The 24,341-nt window shown below is 63.0% G+C and carries 29 protein-coding genes; 18 read left to right on the forward strand and 11 right to left on the reverse strand.

What is annotated here, in order from left to right; all coding sequences use genetic code 11:
• Positions 1 to 6 precede the first annotated feature (6 nt).
• The 7 genes from OVA00_RS23665 to OVA00_RS23695 all read left to right on the forward strand — a co-directional run bounded on the left by OVA00_RS23665 (position 7) and on the right by OVA00_RS23695 (position 7,430).
• Complete coding sequence (locus tag OVA00_RS23665; RefSeq protein WP_034794260.1) at positions 7 to 879, forward strand: carbohydrate ABC transporter permease; 873 nt, start codon at positions 7 to 9, stop codon at positions 877 to 879.
• Between the two features lie 5 nt (positions 880 to 884).
• Positions 885 to 1,715: a carbohydrate ABC transporter permease gene (locus tag OVA00_RS23670; RefSeq protein ID WP_034794097.1), complete on the forward strand. Its 831-nt coding sequence runs from the start codon at positions 885 to 887 to the stop codon at positions 1,713 to 1,715.
• 11 nt (positions 1,716 to 1,726) lie between these two features.
• Positions 1,727 to 2,728, forward strand: a complete 1,002-nt coding sequence (locus OVA00_RS23675; RefSeq protein WP_268089700.1) for an ABC transporter ATP-binding protein — start codon at positions 1,727 to 1,729, stop codon at positions 2,726 to 2,728.
• Positions 2,725 to 3,498 carry an L-iditol 2-dehydrogenase gene (locus tag OVA00_RS23680; protein ID WP_034794082.1) on the forward strand — a complete coding sequence of 258 codons (774 nt, stop codon included), beginning with the start codon at positions 2,725 to 2,727 and terminating at the stop codon, positions 3,496 to 3,498. Before OVA00_RS23675 ends, OVA00_RS23680 begins: the two co-directional genes overlap by 4 nt.
• A 40-nt stretch (positions 3,499 to 3,538) precedes the next feature.
• Positions 3,539 to 5,023: a mannitol dehydrogenase family protein gene (locus OVA00_RS23685; protein ID WP_268089701.1), complete on the forward strand. Its 1,485-nt coding sequence runs from the start codon at positions 3,539 to 3,541 to the stop codon at positions 5,021 to 5,023.
• A gap of 6 nt (positions 5,024 to 5,029) precedes the next feature.
• Entirely contained in the window at positions 5,030 to 5,698 is a 669-nt protein-coding gene (locus OVA00_RS23690) for an HAD family hydrolase (protein ID WP_268089702.1), read from the forward strand.
• A gap of 148 nt (positions 5,699 to 5,846) precedes the next feature.
• Positions 5,847 to 7,430, forward strand: a complete 1,584-nt coding sequence (locus OVA00_RS23695) for an FGGY-family carbohydrate kinase (protein ID WP_268089703.1) — start codon at positions 5,847 to 5,849, stop codon at positions 7,428 to 7,430.
• A 459-nt stretch (positions 7,431 to 7,889) separates the two neighbouring features.
• Here the strand turns inward: OVA00_RS23695 and OVA00_RS23700 are convergent, their stop codons facing one another.
• Entirely contained in the window at positions 7,890 to 8,684 is a 795-nt protein-coding gene (locus OVA00_RS23700) for a response regulator (RefSeq protein ID WP_034794073.1), read from the reverse strand.
• A gap of 153 nt (positions 8,685 to 8,837) precedes the next feature.
• Here OVA00_RS23700 and OVA00_RS23705 point away from each other — a divergent pair, with 153 nt between their 5' ends.
• The 3 genes from OVA00_RS23705 to OVA00_RS23715 all read left to right on the forward strand — a co-directional run bounded on the left by OVA00_RS23705 (position 8,838) and on the right by OVA00_RS23715 (position 11,294).
• Positions 8,838 to 9,032 (forward strand): NepR family anti-sigma factor, encoded by a 195-nt coding sequence (locus tag OVA00_RS23705; protein ID WP_034794063.1) that lies wholly within the window; start codon positions 8,838 to 8,840, stop codon positions 9,030 to 9,032.
• 8 nt (positions 9,033 to 9,040) lie between these two features.
• The gene (locus OVA00_RS23710) at positions 9,041 to 9,595 is read left to right on the forward strand and encodes an RNA polymerase sigma factor (protein WP_034794051.1); all 555 of its coding nucleotides are present in this window, start codon (positions 9,041 to 9,043) and stop codon (positions 9,593 to 9,595) included.
• A gap of 196 nt (positions 9,596 to 9,791) precedes the next feature.
• Positions 9,792 to 11,294 carry a sensor histidine kinase gene (locus tag OVA00_RS23715; protein ID WP_268089704.1) on the forward strand — a complete coding sequence of 501 codons (1,503 nt, stop codon included), beginning with the start codon at positions 9,792 to 9,794 and terminating at the stop codon, positions 11,292 to 11,294.
• Between the two features lie 59 nt (positions 11,295 to 11,353).
• Here the strand turns inward: OVA00_RS23715 and OVA00_RS23720 are convergent, their stop codons facing one another.
• The 7 genes from OVA00_RS23720 to hemP all read right to left on the reverse strand — a co-directional run bounded on the left by OVA00_RS23720 (position 11,354) and on the right by hemP (position 16,494).
• The gene (locus OVA00_RS23720) at positions 11,354 to 11,785 is read right to left on the reverse strand and encodes a hypothetical protein (RefSeq protein WP_060582423.1); all 432 of its coding nucleotides are present in this window, start codon (positions 11,783 to 11,785) and stop codon (positions 11,354 to 11,356) included.
• 76 nt (positions 11,786 to 11,861) lie between these two features.
• On the reverse strand, positions 11,862 to 12,230 hold the full coding sequence (locus OVA00_RS23725) for a DUF883 family protein (protein WP_034794036.1): 369 nt from the start codon (positions 12,228 to 12,230) through the stop codon (positions 11,862 to 11,864).
• Positions 12,231 to 12,406: 176 nt separating this feature from the next.
• On the reverse strand, positions 12,407 to 13,198 hold the full coding sequence (locus OVA00_RS23730) for a heme ABC transporter ATP-binding protein (RefSeq protein ID WP_112985831.1): 792 nt from the start codon (positions 13,196 to 13,198) through the stop codon (positions 12,407 to 12,409).
• An 8-nt stretch (positions 13,199 to 13,206) separates the two neighbouring features.
• The gene (locus OVA00_RS23735; protein WP_113188933.1) at positions 13,207 to 14,325 is read right to left on the reverse strand and encodes a FecCD family ABC transporter permease; all 1,119 of its coding nucleotides are present in this window, start codon (positions 14,323 to 14,325) and stop codon (positions 13,207 to 13,209) included.
• Positions 14,312 to 15,262 carry a heme/hemin ABC transporter substrate-binding protein gene (locus OVA00_RS23740; RefSeq protein WP_268089705.1) on the reverse strand — a complete coding sequence of 317 codons (951 nt, stop codon included), beginning with the start codon at positions 15,260 to 15,262 and terminating at the stop codon, positions 14,312 to 14,314. Before OVA00_RS23740 ends, OVA00_RS23735 begins: the two co-directional genes overlap by 14 nt.
• Before the next feature lie 22 nt (positions 15,263 to 15,284).
• Entirely contained in the window at positions 15,285 to 16,346 is a 1,062-nt protein-coding gene (locus OVA00_RS23745) for a hemin-degrading factor (RefSeq protein WP_162741309.1), read from the reverse strand.
• Positions 16,347 to 16,356: 10 nt separating this feature from the next.
• Complete coding sequence (gene hemP, locus OVA00_RS23750) at positions 16,357 to 16,494, reverse strand: hemin uptake protein HemP (protein WP_034794249.1); 138 nt, start codon at positions 16,492 to 16,494, stop codon at positions 16,357 to 16,359.
• A 251-nt stretch (positions 16,495 to 16,745) separates the two neighbouring features.
• On the opposite strand from hemP, the gene OVA00_RS23755 reads away from it, so the two are divergent.
• The 5 genes from OVA00_RS23755 (at position 16,746) to OVA00_RS23775 (ending at position 19,554) form a co-directional block, all read left to right on the forward strand.
• Positions 16,746 to 17,183, forward strand: a complete 438-nt coding sequence (locus tag OVA00_RS23755) for a hypothetical protein (protein WP_268089707.1) — start codon at positions 16,746 to 16,748, stop codon at positions 17,181 to 17,183.
• A 78-nt stretch (positions 17,184 to 17,261) separates the two neighbouring features.
• On the forward strand, positions 17,262 to 18,167 hold the full coding sequence (locus OVA00_RS23760; RefSeq protein WP_034794022.1) for an energy transducer TonB: 906 nt from the start codon (positions 17,262 to 17,264) through the stop codon (positions 18,165 to 18,167).
• Positions 18,168 to 18,369: 202 nt separating this feature from the next.
• Complete coding sequence (locus OVA00_RS23765; protein ID WP_034794019.1) at positions 18,370 to 18,783, forward strand: DUF2325 domain-containing protein; 414 nt, start codon at positions 18,370 to 18,372, stop codon at positions 18,781 to 18,783.
• A gap of 29 nt (positions 18,784 to 18,812) precedes the next feature.
• Positions 18,813 to 19,082 (forward strand): hypothetical protein, encoded by a 270-nt coding sequence (locus OVA00_RS23770; protein ID WP_034794016.1) that lies wholly within the window; start codon positions 18,813 to 18,815, stop codon positions 19,080 to 19,082.
• 157 nt (positions 19,083 to 19,239) lie between these two features.
• The gene (locus OVA00_RS23775; RefSeq protein ID WP_268089708.1) at positions 19,240 to 19,554 is read left to right on the forward strand and encodes an antibiotic biosynthesis monooxygenase family protein; all 315 of its coding nucleotides are present in this window, start codon (positions 19,240 to 19,242) and stop codon (positions 19,552 to 19,554) included.
• A gap of 88 nt (positions 19,555 to 19,642) precedes the next feature.
• On the opposite strand, the gene OVA00_RS23780 is transcribed toward OVA00_RS23775, so the two are convergent.
• Positions 19,643 to 20,011 (reverse strand): DUF423 domain-containing protein, encoded by a 369-nt coding sequence (locus tag OVA00_RS23780; protein WP_268089709.1) that lies wholly within the window; start codon positions 20,009 to 20,011, stop codon positions 19,643 to 19,645.
• A 2-nt stretch (positions 20,012 to 20,013) separates the two neighbouring features.
• Positions 20,014 to 20,406 carry a globin domain-containing protein gene (locus OVA00_RS23785; RefSeq protein WP_034794012.1) on the reverse strand — a complete coding sequence of 131 codons (393 nt, stop codon included), beginning with the start codon at positions 20,404 to 20,406 and terminating at the stop codon, positions 20,014 to 20,016.
• A gap of 141 nt (positions 20,407 to 20,547) precedes the next feature.
• Here OVA00_RS23785 and OVA00_RS23790 point away from each other — a divergent pair, with 141 nt between their 5' ends.
• Both OVA00_RS23790 and OVA00_RS23795 read left to right on the forward strand, forming a co-directional pair.
• Positions 20,548 to 21,108: a TetR/AcrR family transcriptional regulator gene (locus OVA00_RS23790; protein WP_034794011.1), complete on the forward strand. Its 561-nt coding sequence runs from the start codon at positions 20,548 to 20,550 to the stop codon at positions 21,106 to 21,108.
• A gap of 121 nt (positions 21,109 to 21,229) precedes the next feature.
• Complete coding sequence (locus tag OVA00_RS23795; protein ID WP_034794243.1) at positions 21,230 to 21,571, forward strand: DMT family transporter; 342 nt, start codon at positions 21,230 to 21,232, stop codon at positions 21,569 to 21,571.
• A 21-nt stretch (positions 21,572 to 21,592) separates the two neighbouring features.
• On the opposite strand, the gene OVA00_RS23800 is transcribed toward OVA00_RS23795, so the two are convergent.
• Positions 21,593 to 22,612, reverse strand: coding sequence for a substrate-binding domain-containing protein (locus OVA00_RS23800; RefSeq protein ID WP_034794009.1), 1,020 nt, complete (start codon positions 22,610 to 22,612; stop codon positions 21,593 to 21,595).
• 363 nt (positions 22,613 to 22,975) lie between these two features.
• On the opposite strand from OVA00_RS23800, the gene OVA00_RS23805 reads away from it, so the two are divergent.
• On the forward strand, positions 22,976 to 24,238 hold the full coding sequence (locus OVA00_RS23805) for an ABC transporter substrate-binding protein (protein ID WP_051659303.1): 1,263 nt from the start codon (positions 22,976 to 22,978) through the stop codon (positions 24,236 to 24,238).
• Positions 24,239 to 24,341: the final 103 nt, after the last annotated feature.

Raw genomic sequence — 24,341 nt, forward strand, 5'->3', positions numbered from 1 at the left:
GACGCCATGGCGACCTTGCACACCCGCTCCGCCGCGCGTCTGATGATTGCGCCTTCGGTGCTTCTGCTTCTGGCCTGGATGATCGTTCCGCTGGCCATGACGATCTACTTCTCGTTCCTGCGCTACAATCTTCTGATGCCGGGGATGGAGGAGTTCGCGGGCTTTTCCAACTACAGCTACTTCCTGACCGATCCCGCTTTCTTCCAGGCGCTCTTCAACACGCTGGCGATCGTGCTCGGCGTGTTGTTCATCACTGTCATCGGCGGCATCGCGCTGGCGCTTCTGCTGGACCAGCCGATGTTCGGGCAGGGGATCGTGCGCATTCTGGTCATCGCGCCGTTCCTGATCATGCCGACGGTCGCGGCACTCGTCTGGAAGAACATGTTCATGAACCCGGTCAATGGGCTCTTTGCCTGGATCGCCAAGCTCTTCGGGCTGCAGCCTTTCGACTTTCTCGCCAACGCACCCCTGATGTCGGTGATCCTGATCGTCGCCTGGCAGTGGCTGCCGTTCGCGACACTGATCCTTCTGACCGCGCTGCAATCGCTCGACGAGGAGCAGAAGGAAGCCGCGCAGATGGACGGCGCCGGCGCCTGGAGCCGCTTCATCTACCTGGTGTTGCCGCATCTTTCTCGCGCGATCACCGTCGTCATCCTCATTCAGACGATCTTCCTGCTCTCGGTCTTTGCCGAAATTCTGGTCACCACCAATGGCGGCCCGGGCACGCAGAGCACCAACCTGACCTTCCTCGTCTATGCGCAGGCCCTGCTGCAGTTCGACGTGGGCGGTGCTTCGGCCGGCGGCATCATCGCGGTCATCCTCGCCAACATCGTCGCATTCTTCCTGATGCGCATGATCGGCAAGACGCTGGAGGCTTGAGAACCATGGCACGCAACGTCTCCACCCAAAGAAAGATCGTCGTGACCGTCGTCGCCTGGACGATCGGCATCCTCATCTTCTTCCCGATCCTCTGGACGTTCCTGACGAGCTTCAAAACCGAGGCCGAGGCGATCGCATCGCCGCCGTCGCTGTTCTTCTTCGACTGGACGACGGAGAACTATCACGAGGTGCAAAGCCGCTCGAACTACTTCCTGCACTTCATGAACTCGGTCGTCGTCTCCTTCGGCTCGACGCTGATCGGTCTGATCATCGCCATCCCGTCCGCCTGGGCGATGGCGTTCTCGCCGACCAAGCGCACCAAGGACGTGCTCATGTGGATGCTCTCCACCAAGATGATGCCGTCGGTCGGTGTGCTGGTGCCGATGTATCTGTTGTTCCGCAACACCGGCCTGCTCGACACCCGCACCGGCCTCGTGATCGTACTGACGCTGATCAACCTGCCGATCATCATCTGGATGCTTTACACCTACTTCAAGGAGATCCCCGGCGAGATCCTGGAGGCCGCGCGCATGGACGGTGCATCGCTCTCCAAGGAGATCATCTATGTGCTGACGCCGATGGCGATCCCGGGCATCGCCTCGACGCTGCTCTTGAACATCATCCTCGCCTGGAACGAGGCGTTCTGGACGCTGAACCTCAGTGCCGCCAAGGCAGCACCGCTGACGGCGTTCATCGCCTCCTATTCGAGCCCTGAAGGCCTGTTCTACGCCAAGCTCTCGGCCGCCTCGACCATGGCGATCGCCCCCATCCTCATACTCGGCTGGTTCTCGCAGAAGCAGCTCGTACGCGGCCTCACCTTCGGCGCGGTCAAATAAGGGATACGACAATGGGAAGCATTACACTCAGCAAGGTTTCGAAGGTCTTCGGCGCCCATGCCGTCATCCCCTCGATCGACCTCGACATCAACAATGGCGAGTTCGTCGTCTTCGTCGGACCGTCCGGTTGCGGGAAATCGACGCTGCTCCGGCTGATTGCCGGCCTCGAAGACGTCAGTGACGGCGACATCGTCATCGACGGCAAGAACGCCACCGAACTGCCACCGGCACAGCGCGGCCTGTCGATGGTGTTCCAGTCCTATGCGCTCTATCCGCATATGAGCGTGCGTTCCAACATCGCCTTTCCCCTGAAAATGGCGGGCGAGGACAAGGCCGTCATCGACAAGAAGGTGTCGGATGCAGCCCGCGTGTTGAACCTCACCGACTATCTCGACCGCAAGCCGCGTCAGCTTTCGGGCGGCCAGCGCCAGCGCGTCGCGATCGGCCGAGCGATCGTGCGCCAGCCGAAGGCGTTCCTGTTCGACGAGCCGCTGTCGAACCTCGACGCGGCGCTGCGCGTCAACATGCGGCTTGAAATCAGCCAACTGCACCAGGACCTGAAGACGACGATGATCTACGTCACCCACGACCAAGTGGAGGCGATGACCATGGCCGACAAGATCGTGGTGCTCAATCGCGGTCGCATCGAGCAGGTCGGCTCGCCCCTCGACCTCTACCACAAGCCGGACAACCTGTTCGTCGCCGGCTTCATCGGCTCGCCGCGCATGAACATCGTCAGCGGTGCGGCGGCTTCCGCCTTTCAGGCGCACACGATGGGCATTCGGCCTGAACATCTGGCGCTTTCGAAGGAAAGCGGAACCTGGCAGGGCACGGTCGGTGTTGCCGAGCATCTCGGCTCCGACACCTTCCTGCACGTCAATGTCGACAATGTCGGCACGGTGACGGCGCGGGTCAGCGGCGATTTCGCCGTGACCCATGGTGACCGGGTCTTCCTGACGCCCGATCCGCAGCGCGTCCACAGGTTCGACGAAAAGGGGCTGGCGGTTCGATGAAGAGGCTCGACGGGAAGAGCGCGCTGATCACCGGATCTGCGCGAGGGATCGGTCGTGCCTTCGCGGAGGCCTATATCCGCGAGGGCGCCACGGTCGCAATCGCCGACATCAACATCGAGCGGGCGCGTGAGACAGCGTCCGAGATCGGCGCCGGCGCCTATGCGGTGGAGATGGACGTGACCCAACAGGCGTCGATCGACGAGGCGATCGCCGCCGTCGTCCGGCAAGCGGGTGGGCTCGACATCCTCGTCAACAATGCCGCGCTCTTCGACCTTGCGCCGATCGTCGAGATCAGCCGTCAGAGCTACGACCGGCTGTTTGCGATCAACGTATCGGGCACGCTGTTCACGATGCAGGCCGCAGCCAGGCAGATGATCGATCAGGGCAGGGGCGGCAAGATCATCAACATGGCAAGCCAGGCAGGCAGGCGCGGCGAGGCGCTGGTCGCCGTCTATTGCGCCACCAAGGCGGCGGTCATCAGTCTCACCCAGTCGGCCGGCCTCGGCCTCATCAAGCACGGCATCAACGTCAACGCGATCGCGCCCGGCGTGGTCGATGGCGAACACTGGGACGGCGTCGATGCGCTGTTTGCCAAATACGAGAACCGCCCGCGCGGCGAAAAGAAGAAGCTCGTTGGCGCCGAGGTGCCCTTCGGCCGGATGGGAACGGCAGAGGACCTGACGGGCATGGCGATCTTCCTCGCGTCAGCCGAGAGCGACTACGTCGTCTCGCAGACCTACAACGTCGATGGCGGCAATTGGATGAGCTGAACCGGCGCCAGTCGGTGAAGCCTCGAAAGGATACGGGATCATGACGACCAAACTCTCAATTGCCGCCCTCGACACGATCAAGGCCAAAGCCGGCGTGCCTGCCTACGATCGGTCGCAACTGACGGCGGGCATCGTGCATTTCGGCGTCGGCAACTTCCACCGGGCGCACCAGGCCGTCTATCTCGACGATCTCTTCAACGCCGGCCACGACACGGACTGGGCGATCATCGGTGCCGGCGTCCTTCCCTCCGACGCAACGATGCGGGCCAAGCTCGCGGCGCAGGATTTCCTGACGACCGTCGTCGAGCAGGACAACAACCGCACAGGCGCCCATGTCACAGGCGCAATGATCGACTATCTGGAACCGGGCGACGTCGCCGGGATCGTTGCCAGGCTCGCCGATCCCTCGATCCGCATCGTCTCGCTGACCATCACTGAAGGCGGCTATTTCATCGATCCGGCCTCGGGTGTGTTCAACCCGACCCACCCCGATATCGTTGCCGATGCGCAGAACCCGGCGGCTCCGAAGACGGTGTTCGGGCTGATCGTTGCCGGGCTGAAGGCGCGCCGCGGCAAAAACGTGCCGCCGTTCACCGTGATGTCCTGCGACAACATCCCGGGCAACGGCGAGGTTACCCATGCGGCGGTTTCGGGGCTGGCCCGTCTCCATGATCCCGCCTTTGCCGACTGGATCGACGCCAATGTCGCCTTCCCGAACGGCATGGTCGACCGGATCACGCCGGCAACCGGTGCGCGCGAGATCGGCATCGTCGCCGACGACTACGGCATCGAGGATGCCTGGCCGGTGTTCTGCGAGGAATTCAAGCAGTGGGTGCTCGAAGATCACTTCCCACTCGGTCGCCCGGCCCTGGAGAAGGTCGGCGTCCAGTTCGTGCCTGACGTGGCGCCCTATGAGCACATGAAGATCCGCATTCTCAACGGCGGCCATGCGGCGATCGCCTATCCCGCCGCCTTGCTCGACATTCATTTTGTCCACGAGGCGATGGAGGAGCCGCTGATCCGCGCCTTCCTTGCCAAGCTGGAGCATGACGAGATCATCCCGGTCATTCCGCCGGTGCCGAACACCGATCTCGGCGATTATTACAAGCTGATCGAGACGCGCTTTTCCAATCCGAAGATCGGCGACACCATCCCGCGGCTGGCCCAGGACGGCTCCAACCGGCAGCCGAAGTTCATCCTGCCTTCGACGGCCGATCGGCTGGCGCGCGGCGAGGATGTCGTCGGGCTGTCGCTCGTTTCAGCGCTCTGGTGCCGATACTTTGCCGGCACGTCGGACAGCGGCAAGACGATCGCCTTCAACGACCAGAGCGCCGACCGGCTGAACAAGGCAGCGCTTGCCGCCAAGGGCGATCCCATGGCCTTCCTGGCGCTCGGCGACATCTTCGGCGACGTGGCTCGCTCCGATCTCTTCCGACGTCGTTTCGCCGATGCATTGAAAACCCTCTGGGAAAAGGGTACGCGCGCTACGCTCCAGCTTTATCTGGACGGCAAGCTTGAGGGATAAAATGCGATGGCGGATGCGGCGTCCGGGCTGGTGATCTTCGACTGCGACGGGGTACTCGTCGACAGCGAGCCGATCTCGCTGGAGGTGCTGGTGGACGTGCTCTCGGCCGCCGGCGTCTCGATGACCACCGAGGAGGCGACCGAACGCTTTCTCGGACGCAGCCTCAAAAGCATGTCGGCGATCCTGCACGACGAATACGGGCTTGCCACCGACGATGCGTTTCTCGAAAGCATGCGCCTCCGGCTTTACGACCGTTTCCGCACCGAACTCCAGCCGATCGCCGGCATCCGGGGCGCCGTTGAAGGCCTGAAGGGCGCCTGTTGCGTCGCCTCTTCCAGCCAGCCCGAGCGCATCCGCCTGTCGCTGACCGTCACGGGGCTCATCGACCTCTTCGAGCCCAACATCTTCTCCGCCACCATGGTGAAACACGGCAAGCCGGCACCGGATCTCTTTCTCCACGCGAGCCGTCAGATGGGCTTCGATCCCCACGACTGCGTCGTCGTCGAGGACAGTCCGGCCGGCATCGAAGCGGCGAAGGCGGCGGGCATGCGGGTCTTTGCCTTTGCCGGCGGCAGCCACGCGCGCACCGACAAGCACCGGCAGAGTCTTGCCGCTCTCAGTCCCGACGCGCTGTTTGACGACATGGGCGAATTGCTACAGTTTGTCGGCCGATAGCAGCAGGGACGAAACGGGAGTGGGACGAGGAACATGTGTGCGGTTTTCCGCCCGCACGTCCGCTCTCCTTCATGACAATCGATCGCGGTTGTGATTGGGTCGGGCAGATCCTAAATCATCGTGATCTTGGGGGCGGGGACTTTCTTTGATGCGTGAATTCGTCGTTGCGGTCGATGTCGGTACCGGCAGTGCGCGCGCCGGTATTTTTGACGGCAAGGGCAGGTTGCTTGCGCGTGCCGACCTGCCGATCGCCATGAACCGGCCGGAAGAAAACCACGCCGAGCACGATTCCGAAGATATCTGGCGCGCCGTCTGCGGCGCCGTCAAAGCGGCGAAGGAAAAGGCCGCGATCGCTGCGGAGGATATTGGAGCGATCGGCTTCGATGCCACCTGCTCGCTGGTGGTGCGCGACCGCGAGGGCAAGCCGCTTTCGGTCAATCGCAAGGGTGAGGCGCGCTGGGACACGATCGTCTGGCTCGATCACCGGGCGCTCGCCGAGGCGGATTTTTGCACGGCGACTGGCCATCCGGTGCTCGACTTCTCCGGCCGCGTGATGTCGCCGGAAATGGAAATGCCGAAGCTCATGTGGCTGAAGCGCAATCTGCCGCAGCAATGGCAGAAGGCCGGCTTCTTCTTCGATCTTGCCGACTATCTTTCCTGGCGGGCGACCGGCAGTGCTGCGCGTTCGCGCTGCACGCTGACGGCCAAGTGGAATTACCTGGCGCATGAGAAGCGCGGCTGGCAGCCGGACTATCTCGCAAAGATCGGGCTCGAGGATCTCATTGAGCGCGGCGGGCTGCCGGAAGAGACCCTGCCGATCGGAAGCTCTGTCGGCCGTCTGAACGCTGCGGCCGCCGCCGAGCTTGGCCTCGACGAGACCTGCCAGGTAGCCCCCGGCATGATCGATGCCTATGCCGGCGCGCTCGGCGTCGTCGGCGGCTTCATCGGCAAGCCGGAGAAGCTCGAAAAACAGCTGGCCCTGATTGCCGGCACGTCGAGCTGCATCGTCGCCTTTTCCAAGGACATGAAGCCGGGTTTCGGCATGTGGGGCCCCTATTACGAGGCGGTGCTGCCCGGCGCCTGGCTGATCGAGGGCGGGCAATCGGCGACAGGCGCGCTGCTCGACCATATCGTGCGGCTCCATGGCGGCGGTCTCGAACTGACCGCTGAAACCCATGGCCGGATCATCGCCCGGGTGCAGGAACTGCGCGCCGAGCAGGGCGCGGCCTTTGCCGATCGCCTGCATGTCTTGCCGGATTTCCACGGCAACCGCTCGCCGCTCGCCGATCCGCATGGCCTCGGCGTCATCAGCGGCCTGCCGCTTGATTCCTCCTTCGACGCGCTCTGCCGGCTCTACTGGCGCACCTGCGTCGCGATCGCGCTCGGCATCCGCCATATCCTGGAGATGATGCGCGAGGTCGGCTACCAACTCGACACACTGCACGTCACCGGTGGCCATGTGCGCAACGCGCTGCTCATGGAACTCTATTGTGACGTTACCGGCTGCCGGGTTGTGGCGCCGGAAGCGCCGGATGCCGTCCTGCTCGGAACGGCAATGGCGGCAGCGGTTGCCGGCGGCATGCACGCGGATCTCGCCGCGGCCGGCGCCGAAATGGCGTCAGGTGGGCACGAGCGCCTGCCGAACACGGCGGTTCGCGACGCCTATGATCGCGACTATCGCCGCTTCCTGGCGCTCTATCGCCACCGTGACGAGCTCGACAAGATGGCGTGACGGCTGCTGCCGAAAAGGTTGTTGCGGGGTCATGGAACCTTTTTCCGTGTCGCGCATTCTGTTGTTGACCGGACGGTGGCGCGCATAGCCCCCAATGCGGCGCCGGAGGCAGACCGCCGGCCTACAACTCACACTCCCCGAGTGAGTTGCACATACCAGCCAGTGCCTTCCCTCGGCACTGGCTGTTGTGTTTTCAGGGGGCTTCCTTTGCGAGAAACCTAGCCAAGTGTGGTGGTACGCGCAGATTGGCAGAAGCCGCCGGTGAATGCGCAGGTCCAGTGACGAAATTGCTGATGTCAGCTCAGAGAGTTCTCGTCGGGACGTTCCGGCAATCTTGCCAAACAACTCCCGAAACGACCTGCAGCGGCCTACGCGCCGTAAGACGCGGGCCGCTGCAAGATCTGGATCGGCGCATGCCCCCCTCGACCGCCTACAGTCGAGGGAAACATGCAGTCGCGCTCAGGCCGCCGCCTTGGTGGATTCGTTGAAGAACAAAGCCTGGCTGATCAGCGCCTTGACCATGTCCGGGTTGAACGGCTTGGTGACCAGGAAGGTCGGTTCCGGCCGTTCGCCGGTCAGGAGCCGCTCCGGGAAGGCGGTGATGAAGATCACCGGAATGGCGCTCGTCTTCAGGATGTCGTTGACCGCGTCGATGCCGGAGCTGCCATCGGCAAGCTGGATATCGGCAAGCACCATGCTCGGCCGTGTCTTCTTGTAGAGCGCGATCGCTTCGTCGCGCGTGCGGGCGATCCCGGTGACGCGATGGCCAAGGCTCTCGACCATCTGCTCGATATCGATGGCGATCAGCGGTTCGTCCTCGATGATCATGATATCGGTCGCGACCTGGCGCGAGATTTCCTGCGAGGCGCGATCGAGCAGGCCACCGACCTTGTCGATGCTGACATCGAGAACTTCGGCCGCTTCCTCCGGCCGGAAGCCTTCGACCGAGACCAGAAGGAATGCCTGGCGGGCAAGCGGCGAGACGGTTGCGAGATTGATCGACGCGCGCTGCTCCCAGGCAAACGGAGAAACTGGTTCAGGCACGAGCACGGACGAGGAGCCGAAGAGCGAGGTGAACAGGCGGAACAGGCCAACGCGATCATTGCTTGCTTCGGGGAAAATCGACGTGTCGGCGATCAGCGCTTCGAGAACGGCGGCAACATAGGCGTCGCCTGATGTCTGCGAGCCGGTTAGCGCGCGTGAGTAGCGGCGCAGATACGGCAGGAGCGGTGCGATCCGCGTGGACAAAGTCATAGAGGAACTCCCTCGAAAATCGTTTTACGGTGACGTTGCGAGAACGCTCCGCGTAAAAAAAGGTTCCGCGAGGGAACATTTCAATTTTCAACAGCGTTATGGCGGCTATGGACAGTTTTGGCGATTTCGACACTTGAAGGCGACAGTTTGAAAATGAAACATAAAACAGGGGCAGGGCGGACCACCGGCACGACCTTATGGACAGAAGATCCAAATGCGCAAATTGCAGCGAAGCTGAAGGCGCTCTATCAGTCCGTGCAGGAAGAGGCGATACCCGCGCGTTTTCTCGATCTTCTGGAAAAACTCGACGCGGCCGAGCAGCAATCGGCGCTGCAGGGCAGGGAGTAAGTACCGGAATGTCATCCGAAAAGAATGATTTCAAGCGTGAGATGCTGGCCGCGTTGCCGAGTCTGCGTGCCTTCGCCATGTCGCTGATCGGCCGTCACGACCGTGCCGACGACCTGGTTCAGGACACGATCATGAAGGCCTGGGCGAAGCAGGACCACTTCGAGATGGGCACCAACATGAAGGCCTGGCTCTTCACCATCCTGCGCAACGAACTCTACAGCCAGATGCGCAAGCGCGGACGCGAAGTTCAGGACAGCGACGGACATTTCACCGAGTCTCTCGCCCATCATCCTGAACAATACGGCTCGCTGGACCTGCAGGATTTCCGCAAGGCGCTGGAGATGTTACCGCCCGACCAGCGTGAAGCGATCATCCTCGTGGGCGCTTCCGGCTTTTCCTACGAGGAAGCGGCCACGATCTGCGGCTGCGCGCTCGGAACGATCAAGAGCCGTGTCAACCGGGCGCGCCAGCGCTTGCAGGACATTCTTCAGGTGAAGGGCGAAAACGACTACGGCCCCGACGAGACGTCGGCCCCGATCACGTCGCGCGCCTTTGTTTCCTGAGGAAAGTTTCGAGCCGGACACCGTTGCAAAATCGGCGGTGTCCTGCTTTCACTGACGCCTGTGCCCGAGGGGCAGGCGGGTGGTGGAGGCAGAGCGCAATCATGACGATTTTGGGTCGATATGCCCAGAACCGAGCGAGATGCGGGTGCAGCCTGCAAGGGCTCCCCAAGCCGCTCAGATTGGGAATTGAGACCGAATGCGCATGAGGACTGAAAGGACAGACCCGCCCGTCATGACGCTGCTCGACGCGCCTGAACGTCTGAGCGTCTTGCACGCGACCGTGCCCGACATGGCGGTGCCGGATCGGGACTTCGACGGCATCGTTGGAATTGCGGCCGGCCTCTTCGACGCGCCGATTGCGCTGGTGACCTTGATCGACCGCGAATGGCAATGGTTCAAGGCGGCCGTCGGAACCACGGAGAGCCGGGCGTCGTCGGAGGAGTCCTTCTGCGTGCAGGTGGCGGCCGAAGCCGACACCAGTCTCGTCGTGCTCGACGCATCGACTGATCCGCTGTTCATGCGACGTTCGCGGGTCGTAGGGCCGCCGTTCCTGCGATTTTATGCCGGCGCGCCGATCATGCTCGACGGGCAGGCCGTCGGCACGGTCTGCGTTCTCGACGACAAGCCGCGCGCCGACGTGCCGCAGGCGCTGATGGACCAGCTGAGCCGGCTCGCCGGGCTGGCCGCTTCCCTCTTCAAGATCAAGGACGAAGCGCGCCGGCGCGCGCTCAAAGAGGCGGCGCTGTCACGCGAGGAGCAGCGCCACGCAATGGCGCTCGAAGCAGCGAACATCGGCAGTTGGTTGTGGGATATCCGCTCCGGGGTCATTGCCGGTAACAGCGCGATGAAACGCATGTTCGGACTGCCGGCCGACAGCTTCGTCGGCGCCCGCGAGATCTTCGGAGCGATCCATATCGACGATCGCGGCGCGACTTTTTCCAAGCTACGCCAGGCGATGAAGGCCGACGACGAGTACGACGGCATGTTCCGCGTCGGCGACACCGGCCGCTGGCTGCTCGGGCGCGGCCGCGTGCATGATCGCGACAGCAAGGGCAATCCGTTGACGTTCATCGGCGTCACGATCGATGTCACCGACCAGCAGGCGTCGGTACAGCGCACGCGGCTGTTGCTGAAGGAGCTCAACCACCGGGTCAAGAACACGCTCGCGATGCTGCAGTCGCTCGCCCGTCAGACCTTGCGCCAGACCAGCGATCCGGCGGAATTCATGACCGCCTTTGCCGGGAGATTGCAGGCGATCTCCGAAGCGCACGGCCTGCTTTCCGATCACGAATGGGGCACCATCCGGCTCGCAGACCTCATCGCCAAGCAGCTGCTGCCGCATGTCAACTGCTATGCCGAGCAGATCGAGATCCACAAGGACGAGATATCGCTCGGGCCTGACCAGGCGGTCGGCCTCGGTCTCGTTCTGCACGAGCTTGCTACCAACGCCGTCAAATATGGTTCGCTGTCGGTGCCGAAGGGGAAGGTGGTTCTGACGGCGCGCAACATGATCGAGGATGGCGACAACGTTCTGCATCTCACCTGGACCGAAGTCGGCGGGCCGCCGGTGCGCGAGCCAAAACGGCGCGGCTTCGGCTCGATCCTGATCGAGCGGAGCCTCGACAAGGTCTTGGGCAGCTCGGTCAAGGTGGAATATCTGCCGGCCGGCGTCACGGCGCTGATCCGCCTGCCGCTATAAGGCGTCGATCGCAATCGCGGCGGACGAGTCCGTAACTGGTTTGGGACCTTGTTTAAGCGTCAGTCGTCGCGTCGGCGCTCGCGCCGTTTGCCAGTTCCCACGAGTGCCCCGATCGCCAGAGCGGTGGCGACCGCAAGCAGCGGCTGTTTGCGCAGGATGCCCGCCGCGGCAAGCAGTGTCAGGTTGGTTTGCATCTGTCTGCGGCGGCGACGCTCCTCGGCCAGGCGGCGGTCGCGTCCTTGCAGCATCGCAATGATGCCGAACAGCACCAGCGCGGTCACGAAAAACGCGATCGCGATCGCGGCGGAGGCTGTGACCGGACTGTAAAGTGCGCTGAGATACAGGAACGCGGCTGCGAGGCCGAAGACATAGGCCGTGGCAAGCAGCAATCCTATAATGCCCCATAAGATCGCATTGCGTTTCACGCGCGCAGTGGCCGCGCCGATATCGGCGCTCATGAGCGCGGTCAGGGCTGCCGTCAATGGTCCCATGAATTGCCCCCGATCATCTTCCCCTCGATCTCAGCGGATGGGCGCAACCCATCCGCCTCACCGGCTTGCATCTTCTTCAGCGACGAAGAAGCGCGGCTATGGCCAGACCGATCAGGGCGGCGGCGCCGAGGGTTGCGACGGGATGTTCGCGCACGGCGTGCCGAACCTGCTTTTCCGTGCCGGCGTAGCGATCACGAAGCTCGGCCAGCAGATCTTCACCGCTTGCCAACAGTTCGCTGAGGCCCGCTTCAGCCTGTTCGCGGGCATCCTGTGCCTTGCTGCGCGCCTGCTGCGAAGCCGTCGATCCGCGATCGGCCAAGAGGGCGACAAGCGTCGCCACATCATTGCGCAATTCGCCCAGTTGTTCCTCGATGGAGATGTCGGCGAGCTTGCCGTTGCTTTTTGTCGAACGCGAGCTCGAACCGGAGAAGAGGCCTGACGCCATGACGAATACTCCCTTTCACACATGCGCCGGCCGCGAACGGTCGGCGCTTCCTGATCAAACCGGCGGGCACAACTGCAGGCCTACGCCGGCGCTTCGGGAGAACAACGCGCAAGTGCGGAAATTGTTTCGATAAATCTTGGTGTTGGCTCTCGGAAGAATCCGGACGTGCGCTTGCGTCAGAGCGATGCGGTTTGCGGCAGCACGAAGGGCACCGGCGCTGGCGGAGCCACGCCCACCCGCATGCGGCAGCCGAAGACCGCTTCCATCGTCTCGTCCGTCAGTACCTCGGCCGGCGCGCCGCTGGCGCGGACCTTGCCGGCCTTCATCATCACCATGTGGTCGGCGAACATGGCGGTGAGATTGAGGTCGTGCATGACGGCAACGACACCGCCGCCGCGTTCGCAGAAGCTGCGTGCGAGCTGCATGATGCCCAGCTGGTGGCGGATATCGAGGCTTGAGACGGGCTCGTCGAGCAGAAGGTAACGCGGTTGGCCATCGGTAACGGGTTCTGAGATCTGGCAAAGCACGCGGGCAAGCTGCACGCGCTGCTGCTCGCCGCCGGACAGTTCCTGATAGAAACGCCCGGCAAAGCCGCCGAGATCGACCGCTTCGAGCGCTTCTGCCGCGATCCGGTCGTGCAGGGCGGCGTCGGCGTTTGCGCCGGCGGCAAGCCCGAGCCGAACCACTTCTCGCACCGTGAACGGGAAGGAGATGACGGTCGATTGCGGCAGCACGCCGCGCATCGACGCGAGTTCCCAGGGCTTCAGGCCGCGCAGGTCGCGGCCGTTGATGCGGATCGTCCCGCCTGCTGGTGCAAGCTCTCCGGAAATGGCCTTCAGCGTCGTGGTCTTGCCGCAGCCGTTCGGGCCGACGATCGCCGTCAGCGCGCCGGGTCGGGCCTCGAGCGAAACGCCGTGGATGACCGGTCGCCCGCCGAGGCGGACGGAGAGATTGGAAACGTTGATCATGGCTTCGCTCACAATCCCATGTTCGAACGGCCGCGCAGCAGGATCCAGAGGAAGAACGGTGCGCCGATAAAAGCGGTGACGATGCCGATCGGCAGTTCCGCCGGGGAAACGATGGTGCGGGCGATCATGTCGGCAAGGATCAACAGCGTGCCGCCGAGCAGAGCCGAGGCCGGCAGCAGGTAGCGGTGATCGGGGCCGATGACGAGGCGCAGCAGATGCGGCACGACGATGCCGACGAAGCCGATGCCGCCGCTGACGGCAACCGACGCGCCGGTCGCCGCAGCAACGCTGACGATCGCGACGTTCTTCAGCCGCTGGACGGGAATGCCCATGTGGAAGGCTGCCGCCTCGCCGAGCGTGATCGCATTGAGGCCGCGGGCGAGAAAAGGGGTGACGGCGAGCGAAAGCAGAATGATCGGCGCCGAGGCCAGGATCTTCGTCCAGTTGGCGCCGGCAAGTGAGCCCAGGCCCCAGAAGGTGAGGTCGCGCAATTGCTTGTCGTCGGCCATGAAGACGAGCACGCCCGTGACGGCGCCGGTCAGTGCGCCAAGCGCGATGCCGGCCAGAAGCAGGGTGGCGATCGAGGTCTGCCCGCCGCGCGTGGCGATGCGGTAGAGCAAAAGCGTCGTGACGAGGCCGCCGAAGAAGGCAGCGACCGGCAGCGCATAGAAACCGAACAGGGCAAACAGCGGCCCGAAGGTGGCGGTTCCAAGCACGATCAGCAGCACGGCGCCAAGACTCGCGCCCGAGGAAACGCCGACGAGGCCGGGATCGGCCAGGGGATTGCGGAAGAGCCCCTGCATGACCACGCCGGAAACTGCAAGCGACGCGCCAACGAGCATGCCGAGCACGGCGCGAGGGAGCCGGATATCGAGAATGATGATGCGGTCGCGGATGCTCAGGGCCTGGTCGGCCTCGCCGATCAGCCAGCGCCAGACATTGGCGAGCGACGCGTCGGCCGCGCCGGTCATGATCGAGCCGACGAAGGTGGCGATGGCGATTACCACGAGGGCGACGACGAGAAGCCGGGCCAGCCGCGAGCGGTTGCCCGCACGCCATTCGTTGCGGATGTCGGCGGCCAATCCGGTCAGGCGCATGCCGCGGCCCAATGCCTCACTGCGAGGCATTGGCCTTCTTCCCGTAGATGGCGGCATTCAGTTCGCGAACGGCGCTTGCTGTGCGCGGGCCGAAGCCGAGCAGGTGCAGGCCGTCCATGCGCACCAGCGCCTTGTTCTGGGCAGCAGGGGTCAGGCTCAATGCCGGCATGGCGAAGAGCTCTTCCGCCTTGGCGGCGTGTTCGCCACCGCGATCCATCATCAGGATGACGTCGGGCTTGGCTTCGACGATCGCTTCGTCGGTGAGTGCCTTGTAACCGGGGAAGGTGCCGACGGCGTTCACCGCGCCGGCGAGTTCGATGATGCCGTTGGCGGCGGTACCCTGACCAGAGGCCATGACCTTGCCGCCCTGGGTGCTCAGGATGAACAGCACGCGCTTGCGCTCACTGTCGGCGCGCGCGGCATCCTCCGCCACGGCTGCATCGAGATCGGCTTCGACGCTCTTGGCGAGCGTTTCTGCCTTGTCCTCGACGCCGAGAAAAGCGCCAACGGCGCGGATCTTGGCGGGAATGCCGGCCTTGTCGAAGGTCTCGGGCACGCTGGTGAAGGCGATGTTGGCCTCCTTCAGCACCGCCAGCGCCTCCGGCGGGCCGCTGCCTTCGACAGCGACGATGGCGCTCGGATTGACCGCAATGATGCCTTCGGGCGCGAGCTGGCGCATATAGCCGACATCCGGAAGCGTCTTTGCTGCTTCCGGATAGGTGCTGGTGGAATCACGCCCGACGAGACGGCCTTCTTCGCCGAGCGCATAGATGATCTCGGTGACGGCGCCGCCGACCGAAACGACGCGCGAGACGTCGGCCTTCTGCGTGTCCTCGGCCATGGCCGTCCGGATGAAGGCGGGGGCATCGGGTGCCACTGCCGGCAGCAGGAAGGTCGCCGAAAGGGCGAAGGCGCCGAGCGCCAGCCCCGAGCGGCGAAGGCGACGGAAGTCGAGACCGTTGATCATCTTGCGTATCCTATTCTCTCGCTCAGGCGGCAACCGTCGTATCGAGGCGCGGCAGGCCTTCGGCGATCGAGCGCCATTCGGGACGTTCCGCCAGGCCCTCTTTGCGCTTGCCGAAGAACTGGATGATCATTTCGCCCTTGGCGTCGAGCGCCTCGATCGAGGTGACATGGCCGTCGGCTGTCGGCTTGCGCACCGCCCAGAGCTCGGCAATGTGGTCGGTGCGCAGATGCAGGTGGAAGGTTGGATCCATGACGTTGAGCCAGGGGCCCATCGTCGCGATCTTGGCGATCGGGCCGGAATGGATCTGGATCATGCCGCGGTTGCCGACGAAGCACATGATCGGCAGTTCGACTTCGGCGCTTGCCTGCATCATTGCTTCGACGCTCTGCGGGTCGAGCTGCCAGGCGAAATCGTCGCCGATGTTGCTCAGCGCCTGGCGGCGGCCGATCTTCAGCTTGCGCAACATGCCGTGGAACTGATGGGTGTCCGTCATCTTCGTCCAGCGTTCACGCAGCTCGACGACGTCCACGACGGTTTCCGGCTTGTCGTCGGTCGGCTGAACGCTGGTGTCGGCGACAAACTCTTGCGTCTGATCGTCGAGGCGGAAATCCGCGACGAGCTTTTCATAGGCCGTGTCGTTCGATGCCGCGCGCAGATGTACCTTGTGCACGGCGTTGCCCCACTTGTCGAAGAACTGCAGGCTCTTGCGGACTTCGCCCTTGTCGTCCGTCTTCGTCACGGCGAAGGCGTGTGCCCAGGCGCTCGGGAAAACACGAAGGTCGATCTGTTCGCCAAGCACGATGCTCGCCATCTCGCCGGTGGTGATCTTCTCGTAGACGCCGATCTTTTCGTGGACGGCGCTTTCGTTGCGGGTCAGCGCCATGACTTCACCGAGCTCTTCGACCCGCGACAGGAAGCGGTTGGCGTCGGCATCGATGCGCACGGCGGTCAGCCCACATTCGGCAGCGACCAGCGCGGCTTCGGAAACGCCGAGCTGGGCTGCGATATCACGCTCGCGCAATTTCGGGTTTTCGGCGCGGTAGGCGCGGATTTCAACGGGAGTGGGGCGAAGGCTCTCGGTCATTTTCATCTGCCTATTTGTTCAGGATCAGCTTGCCTTGGCGGGTGATCTTCATGCGGTAGATCGCGCCGTCGTGGGAAATGAGAATCTCGTTTTCGGTGCCGAAGAGCTCGCGACTTTCGATGATCCGTTGCGCCCGTCCGGTCAGCACCGGAGGCTCCGAGGGGCGTGCGAGATTGTTGTCGTTGGTCACTGTGTTTCGGCCGTTTCGAGTGGGCAGGCCGCGCTGATTTTCCCGCATTTCCCGCCGTGCAATTCGATTACTATCTTGACTTCATTACTCATATTTATTTATGGACGCAATACCGGACTTATAAACTCAAGTTACTTGCTGCCGGCTTGTGGACAAGGGCGTGCGGCCGGCGTTCGGTGGTGTGCTCGATCCTTTGGAGTGGTGTCGTCATGAAGTTTCCCAGCCTTCCGATTGTTTCCGTTGCTCTTGCGGCTCTCGTTGCCGCAACCGCTGCCAAGGCGCAGGAGACCGCAGCGGCTGGGGGGCTGACGATCGAGCTCTACGAGGTGGCGCCGTCCCAGAAGGGCTGCAAGCTCACCTTCGTTGCCGGCAACGAATTCGCGCAGTCGTTGAGCAAGGTTTCCTTCGAGTTCGTCATTTTCGACCAGAAGGGGCTGGTCGAACGCATGGCCGTGCTCGATTTCCGCGACCTTCCCGCCGGCAAGACCAAGGTTCGCCAGTTCGATCTGCCCGGCACCAACTGCGATGCGGTGAAGAGCCTGCTGATCAACGACGCGCCGGCCTGTGTCGGCGACGGGGTTCAGCCGGGCGCCTGCATGAGCGGGATCAAGACCGGCTCTAAGTCGGCGGTCGAACTCAAGGGGTGAGCGGGACTGGGGCTTAGCGCGTCCGGCAATCCGAGCATGAGGTTTGCGTCGCCCTGGTGCGACGAAGGTAAGGCTGAAATGAAGCGTATCGTCATCTGGAGCGGGGCCGCCGTCTTATCGCTTGCAACCCACGGCGTCGTGCTCGCGACGCTGTTTGGTAGCAGCCCGCCCGAGACGCAACTGGATCTGATCCAGGGTGGCGAAAGCGTCGAAGTGGCGCTTCTCGGCGATGCATTCGAGGAAACGCTTCAGTCCGGTGAAGTGTCCGAAATCGTCGAGCCCACGGAAGATCTGCCCGAGGAGGTTCAGCCCGCCGAGATCCAGCCGGTCGAGGATGTTGCCCCCACGCAGGAGATTGCTGCAGAGCAACCCCACGACCTGACGGCGACGGAGGCAGACGTGATCCTGCCGGCGGAGGAAATGCCTACCCTGCAAGTCGCCGAGGCTGTGGTGACGGCGAGCGTCGCGCCGGTCGAGACTGTCGTGCCGGAAGAAAAGCCCGAGGAGCCGAAGAAGGAAAAGGTCGAAAAGCCGGAGCCGAAGAAGGAGCCGGTGAAAAAGAAGAAGGTCACCCGCAAGAAGGCGGGCGATCAGGGCGAGCAGGCGCAAAATCAGGTCAAGGGCAAGCAGGACGGCCAGGAGAATGGCAGTTCGTCCGCTGCGAATGGCAACAGCCGCGCGTCCGAGGTCGGCAACGCCAACATGGAGAATTATGGCGGCAAGATCCGCAAGCGGATCACACGCCGGTTCAAGGTTCCGTCGGCTGCAAGACGCGACGGCGTATCCGGCACGGCGACCGTTCGTTTCACCTTGACGTCGAATGGAAACCTGACGCGTGTCAGCCTCGCGGGCAGTTCCGGCTCGCCGGCGATCGACGAGGCCGCCATCGATGCGGTTCGCCGCGCTGCGCCATTCCCGGCGTTTCCGGCCGGAGCGCCAAGCTCCGAATCCTTCATCGTGCCGATGGTTGCGACCGTCCGCTGACCTTTTCCCCTTGCCGTGGGATTCGCGCAGAAGCTGCAAGAAAAAATATGATTAGAAAACTCATGTTTATACTTTACTCTGTTTATCAAGTTTAATAGGTTGCCCTCGTCACGCAGCCGAAGGGTGTGTGTCGAGAGGATATCCCGATGCGACCGGCTGCCTGACGAAGGCCCTTGTTGCGCGACCAGACGGAGAAGATTGCATGCGCGGCAAGCGTCACCAGAATGCGGCGAAGAACGGCAAGGGTCGCTCGGGTTCGGAACCGGTCGAGGCCCGCCAGGAGGCCGGCAAGGCGACGCTCGAAGGGCGCAGCTTCCTGTATGTCGGTGGCCGTGATTGCCAGGTGGCGCACTTGCGCGAAATCGCCAGCTCCTTCGGCGCCGAGTTGCTGCACCACGACGGTGGCCTGCGTGAGGCCGTTTCGCGTATCGACCGCGTGCTGCCGTCTGTCGACTGCGTCTTCTGCCCGATCGACTGCATCAGCCATGACGCATGTCTTCGCGTGAAGACCGGCTGCAAGAAGTGGGGCAAGGCCTTCGTGCCGCTGCGCAACGGCTCGAAGTCGAGCCTGGAACGCGCGCTCCAGGACCTGACCACCAGCCGCAACGAGCGGTAATCCTCTGAAAGACAAGACGAGAATTTGCAATGAACGAAGAACGTCCCGACCTCGCCATGATGATCGGCTTGCACAAGCTGGCGGCCCAGCAGGGCGACGGCCTGGTGCCCGAGCTCTACGAGATCCTGACGCGACGGGCGCGCATGGTGGAAGAGAATACCAATGTCGCCGAGTTCCCCACCTGGCAGGCGCGCCCGCCGGTGCGCGACCCGTTCGGGCTTGCGGAGCCGAAGGAAGGAACTATCCTCGCCTTTCCACGGGCCACAAGCGATGCCGCCCTCAAGAAGGAAAGTGCCTAGCAATTCCAGGAAAAGTGCGAAGCGGTTTTCCGTCCGGAAATGCGTAAGCTAGGAAGCAATTCCAGGAAAAGTGCGAAGCGGTTTTCCGTGCGGGGTTGCGTCCATTCAAAGAGTTGGATCGTTTTGCCGTATCGGTGAAAGGACCTAGGAGACCAAGATGTTTGTTGCCATGAACCGTTTTCGTATCGCCATCGGCCACGAAGAGGCTTTCGAAGCGGTGTGGAAGGGGCGCGATTCCAGCCTGTCGGAGATGCCCGGCTTCGTTTCCTTCCACCTGCTGCGCGGCGACAGCGTGCCGGAGGAGGGCTACACGCTCTTCGCCTCGAACTCGGTCTGGAAGGACAAGGATTCGTTTTCAGCCTGGACCAAGTCGGAGAATTTTCGCGCGGCCCACAAGAACGCCGGCGAGAACAGGGCGATGTATCTCGGTCCGCCGAAGTTCGAGGGTTTTTCGGCCGTTGAAGGCGCCTGATCCGCGCGCCGGCGCGGACATATGATCCTGATTTTGCGTGTTATTCGCCTCCCGGATGGACCTCTCCGGGAGGCGAATTGTTTTGGGGTCAGGCCGTCTTCTTCGGCAGGAAGGCGCCGAGCGAAACGGCGAGCCACCCCGCCATAATCGTCGTGCCGCCGAGCGGAGCGGACATCGGGAAGAGACCGTGGCCTGCAACATGGCGCATGGCGAGATCGGCCGAAAACAGCGCCGTGCCAACCGCGATCAGAAGCGCGGCAACGGCCGCCATTCGAAAGTGCGGCCAGGCGGCGTAGAGCGCCACCAATGCCGGGGCGTGGGCGAGGCACATCGCCGAAATGCCGGCAAGCAGCCTCGGGTCATCGCCATGCGAAGCGGCGGCCGCGCTGACGACGCCGGTCAGGCCCATCAAACCGGCAACAAATAGCGTCGTGGCGCGAAATCCGCTGTGCGACATGGTCATTCCTTGTTCTGCATGTGAAGGGCGAGGCGGGTGATCGGGTCGAGAATGATCTGCCGGAGCTTGGGATGGTCGATCGTTTCCTCAAGCGCGCGGGTAAAGCAAAGCAGCCACTCGTCCCGTTCCTCGGGCCCGATCTCGGCGACGAAATGGCGACGGCGCAGCATCGGATGGCCGCGCTTTTCGACATAGATGGGCGGCCCGCCGAGCCAGCCGGTCAGGTACTCGTAAAACTTCTCTTCGCTTCCGGAAAGATCGGGCGGATGCACGGCACGGCAGCGCGCCGCTTCCGGCAACGTGTCCATCAGCTCATAGAAACGGCGCGTCAGGGCGCGGACCGTCGGGTCGCCGCCGATGGCTTCGTAGAGGGTCGTGGTTTCCGGTTCCGCCATGCTCTGCGTCCTTCGTTCGTTCGGTCCTAGCGCGCAGCGACCGGGCGGACAACGATTTTCAGAACGCGAATTTGCGGCGTTTCATCGCGGTCAAACAACACTTCTCTTGACAAACCGTCCAGACGGTATCTTTATGGATGCATGACCGAAGCTCATCGTCGCAAGAAACAGCCGGAACAGGTGCGCCAGCAATTGCTGGAGGTTGCCGCACGCCTTTCGCACGAGCAGGGCGTGGCTGGCATCACGCTCGATGCCGTGTCGCAGGCAGCCGGGGTCAGCAAGGGCGGGCTGCTGCACCATTTCCCGAACAAGCTCGCGCTGCTCGACGGGCTGTTCGACGACCTGGTGACACGGTTCGATCGCGAGATCGAGGCGGCGATGGCGCGCGATCCGGTGGCGAAGGGGCGGTTCACCCGCGCCTATATCGATGTCTGCTTCGCGCTCGATCCGGCAACAGACGTGCCGGGCTGGCGCATGCTGACCATCGCGCTGATTGCCGAGCCGCATCTGAAGAGCCGTTGGCGCGACTGGGTCGGCCGGCGATCGGCGGAGTTTGCGGAGACGGACGGTTCGACCGGCTGCGTGCTTGCGCGTTTCGCCTGCGACGGCGTCTGGCTCGCGGATCTGATGCAGAGCCACGACCTCGATGCCGAGGCGCGGGTCGGTCTGGTTGAAAATCTCAAGGCGCTTTCGGCGCAATAGATCACTTCATCGTTTTATCGAAACACTGGAGTGATCTAAGTCTTTGAAATCACGCAGCTCCGGACGGAAAACCGCTTTGCACTTTTCCTGGAACTGCTCTGGTCCGGAATGGAGTCCCCCGATGAACCCCGCCATGCTCTATACCGTCCTGGTTGCAGCCATCGTCTTCGAAGTGCTCGGCACCTCGGCGATGCAGGCCGCGCAGCATTTCACCCGGCTGGGGCCGACGGTGATGATGGTGGTCTGCTATGCGATCGCCTTCTTCTTCCTGTCCTACACGCTGCGCTTCATCCCCGTCGGCATCGCCTATGCGGTGTGGAGTGGGCTCGGCATCGTGCTCATTTCGCTCGTCGGTTACTTCGCCTTCGGGCAGAAGCTCGATCTGGCGGCGATCCTCGGACTGGGGCTGATCATAGCAGGCGTGGTGGTCCTCAATCTCTTTTCCAAGTCGACCTTCCACTGAAGCGGTCGGCAGCGCCTGTCCTCAAGCGCCCTGCGGTGGCGCGGTCGATTCCCTGAGGATCAGTTCCACCGGCCAGAGTTCGTGAACCTCTTCGGTCGGCCGGCCTGAGAGAAGCTGCAGCACGAGGTCGGCCGAGCGCGCGCCCGCCGCCCGCATCGAAGAGCGTGTCGCCGAGAGCGACGGAACCATGTTGTCGGCCGTGAGGTAAGGGAAAACGTCGTCATGGGCGATGACCGAGACCTCGCGGCCGATCTCCAGGCCCATGGACCGTGCTGCCCGGTAGATGCCGAGCGCTGTCATCATCGAGCCGGCAACGAAGGCGGTGGGGCGGGGCGTCTGCTCCAGGAACGAGCGCGCGAAGCGGAAGCCGAGTTCGTCGGTAAAGTTGCCATGGGCGACGAGGCGCGGATCGAAGGCGATGCCGCGCGCCTGCAGCGCGTCGCGGTACCCCTTGTCGCGGTGAAGCGAGAAAGTGCGGCCCTGCCGGCCGTTGATCATGGCGATGCGGCGATGGCCGAGATCGATGAGATGCGAGGTCGCGCGGCGGATCGCGCCTTCGTTGTCGATGTCGAGCCAGGCGTGCGGCACGTCGATATCGGAGCGCCCGTGCACGAGGAAGGGCATGCCGAGCTTGTGGAGGAGGGCGATGCGCTCGTCGTTCGGTTCGGGCGAGTGCACGATCACGGCGTCGACGCGGCCGCTGACGGCGAGCCGGCTATAGAGCTGGATTTCGCCCGTGGGGTTCTTGTCGTCCATTGGGCTGACGAGAATGTCGATATCCTCGGTGCCGAGCCGTTCGGCCAGGCCACCCATGAACTCGGAAAAATGGAACTCGCCGGAGCGGCCCATGACCACGCCGATCGCGCCGGCCCGACCGGTGGCGAGCCGCACCGCATTGATGTTCGGACGATAGCCAAGGCGGGTTGCCTCTTCGGCCACGCGCTTGCGCGTCTTTTCGCTGACTTCGGGATAACCGCTCAGCGCCCGGCTGACCGTCGTCGGCGAAAGGCCCAGTTGTTGTGCGAACTCCCTCAGCTTCATTCGAAATGCGTTTCCTCAAGCCTAGCCCGGTCCCAGAAATATACAGCTTCGCTGCCCGTAACAATCGGTTTGTCGGGGACGCCAGGTTCTACAGGCCGGGTATGGATTTTACCAAACCGTTTTAAATTAATACGGTTCCCCTTTGATTTTATGGGGTTCTGTGAGGGGCGGTCGATTTTTCTCTCCCATTGCTATTTGTTTGAAAAACAACGAATATTTGTAATAATCCACGCCAAATGGACTTTTCTAAGTGTGTGGATTGACAGTTTTTCTGTCTTCTGCCAACTTTTTCTCATCCAAACCGCTTTCGAATTTGCCGAGGAGCTTTCGTGCGGTGGAGGGGGAACAGGAGGAGTCGACCCAATGACAACCACGCTCAATGTGCTGAGTTTTTGTGCCGCAATCGTTGCAGCCGGGACGGCTGGCGCCGCCGAGCTTTCGCTCGCCGCCAACACGACCGGGAAGAACGTCCATTTCATTCGCGAACAGCTGGACATTTTCGAGAAGCAGACCGGGCACAAGGTGAGCCTGGTCACCATGCCGCCATCGAGCAGCGAGCAGTTCAGCCAGTACCGGCTGTGGCTTGCCGCCGGAAACAAGGATGTCGACGTCTACCAGACCGATGTCGTCTGGGCGCCGCAACTGGCCGACCAGTTCGTCGATCTGACGGAGGCGGCAAAGGACGTTGTTGGCCAGCACTTCCCGTCGATCATCGCTTCGCAGACGGTGAACGGTCGCCTCGTGGCCTTGCCGGTTTTCACCGATGCACCGGCACTGTTCTATCGCAAGGACCTGCTCGAAAAATACGGCAAGACGCCGCCGAAGACCTGGGACGAGCTGGCTGCGACCGCCAAGGAAATCCAGGAGAAGGAGCGGGCCGCCGGCCAAGCCGATCTCTGGGGCTATGTCTTCCAGGGCAATGCCTATGAGGGCCTGACCTGCAACGCACTCGAATGGGTCAAGTCGTCGGGCGGTGGCCAGATCGTCGAGCCCGACGGCACGATCTCGATCAACAACGAGAAGGCGGCCGCCGCAATCGACCGGATCAAGGGATGGGTCGGCACGATCTCGCCGCAGGGCGTGCTTGCCTATCAGGAGGAGGAATCACGCGGGGTCTGGCAGACCGGCAATTCCGTCTTCATGCGCAACTGGCCCTATGCCTATGCGCTCGGCAATGGCGATGACAGCGCGGTGAAGGGCAAGTTTGCCGTCGCGCCGCTGCCGACGGCCACCGATGGTGACCAGCCGTCTTCGACGCTCGGCGGCTGGAACGTCGCCGTCTCCAAATATTCCGACGACCAGGAGGCGGCGATTGCGCTCGCCAAGTTCCTGTCGTCCGCCGAGGTGCAGAAGCGCCGGGCGATCGAGCTTTCGAACCTGCCGACAGTTGCCGCACTCTACGACGATGCGGAGGTCGCCAAGGCCCAGCCGTTCATGCCGGCCTGGAAACCGATCTTCGAAAGCGCGGTGCCGCGCCCGTCGGCCGTCACCAAGGTCAAATACAACGAGGTTTCCGCCAAGTTCTGGAACGCGGTGCACAACTCGCTTTCCGGCAACGGCACGGCAGCGGAAAATCTTGAACTGCTCGAAGTCGAACTCACCGAGATGAAGGGCGACAACTGGTGATCCTCCCGGGGGCGAGGGGAGTGCTTGTCAAGCCTCCCTTCGCTCCACCGAGCCACCGCCTTTTCTCTCCGATCAACCGCTCGGCCGTGCGCCGAATGGCAAG

This window comes from Ensifer sp. SL37 (genome assembly GCF_026672675.1).
Lineage (GTDB): Bacteria > Pseudomonadota > Alphaproteobacteria > Rhizobiales > Rhizobiaceae > Ensifer > Ensifer adhaerens.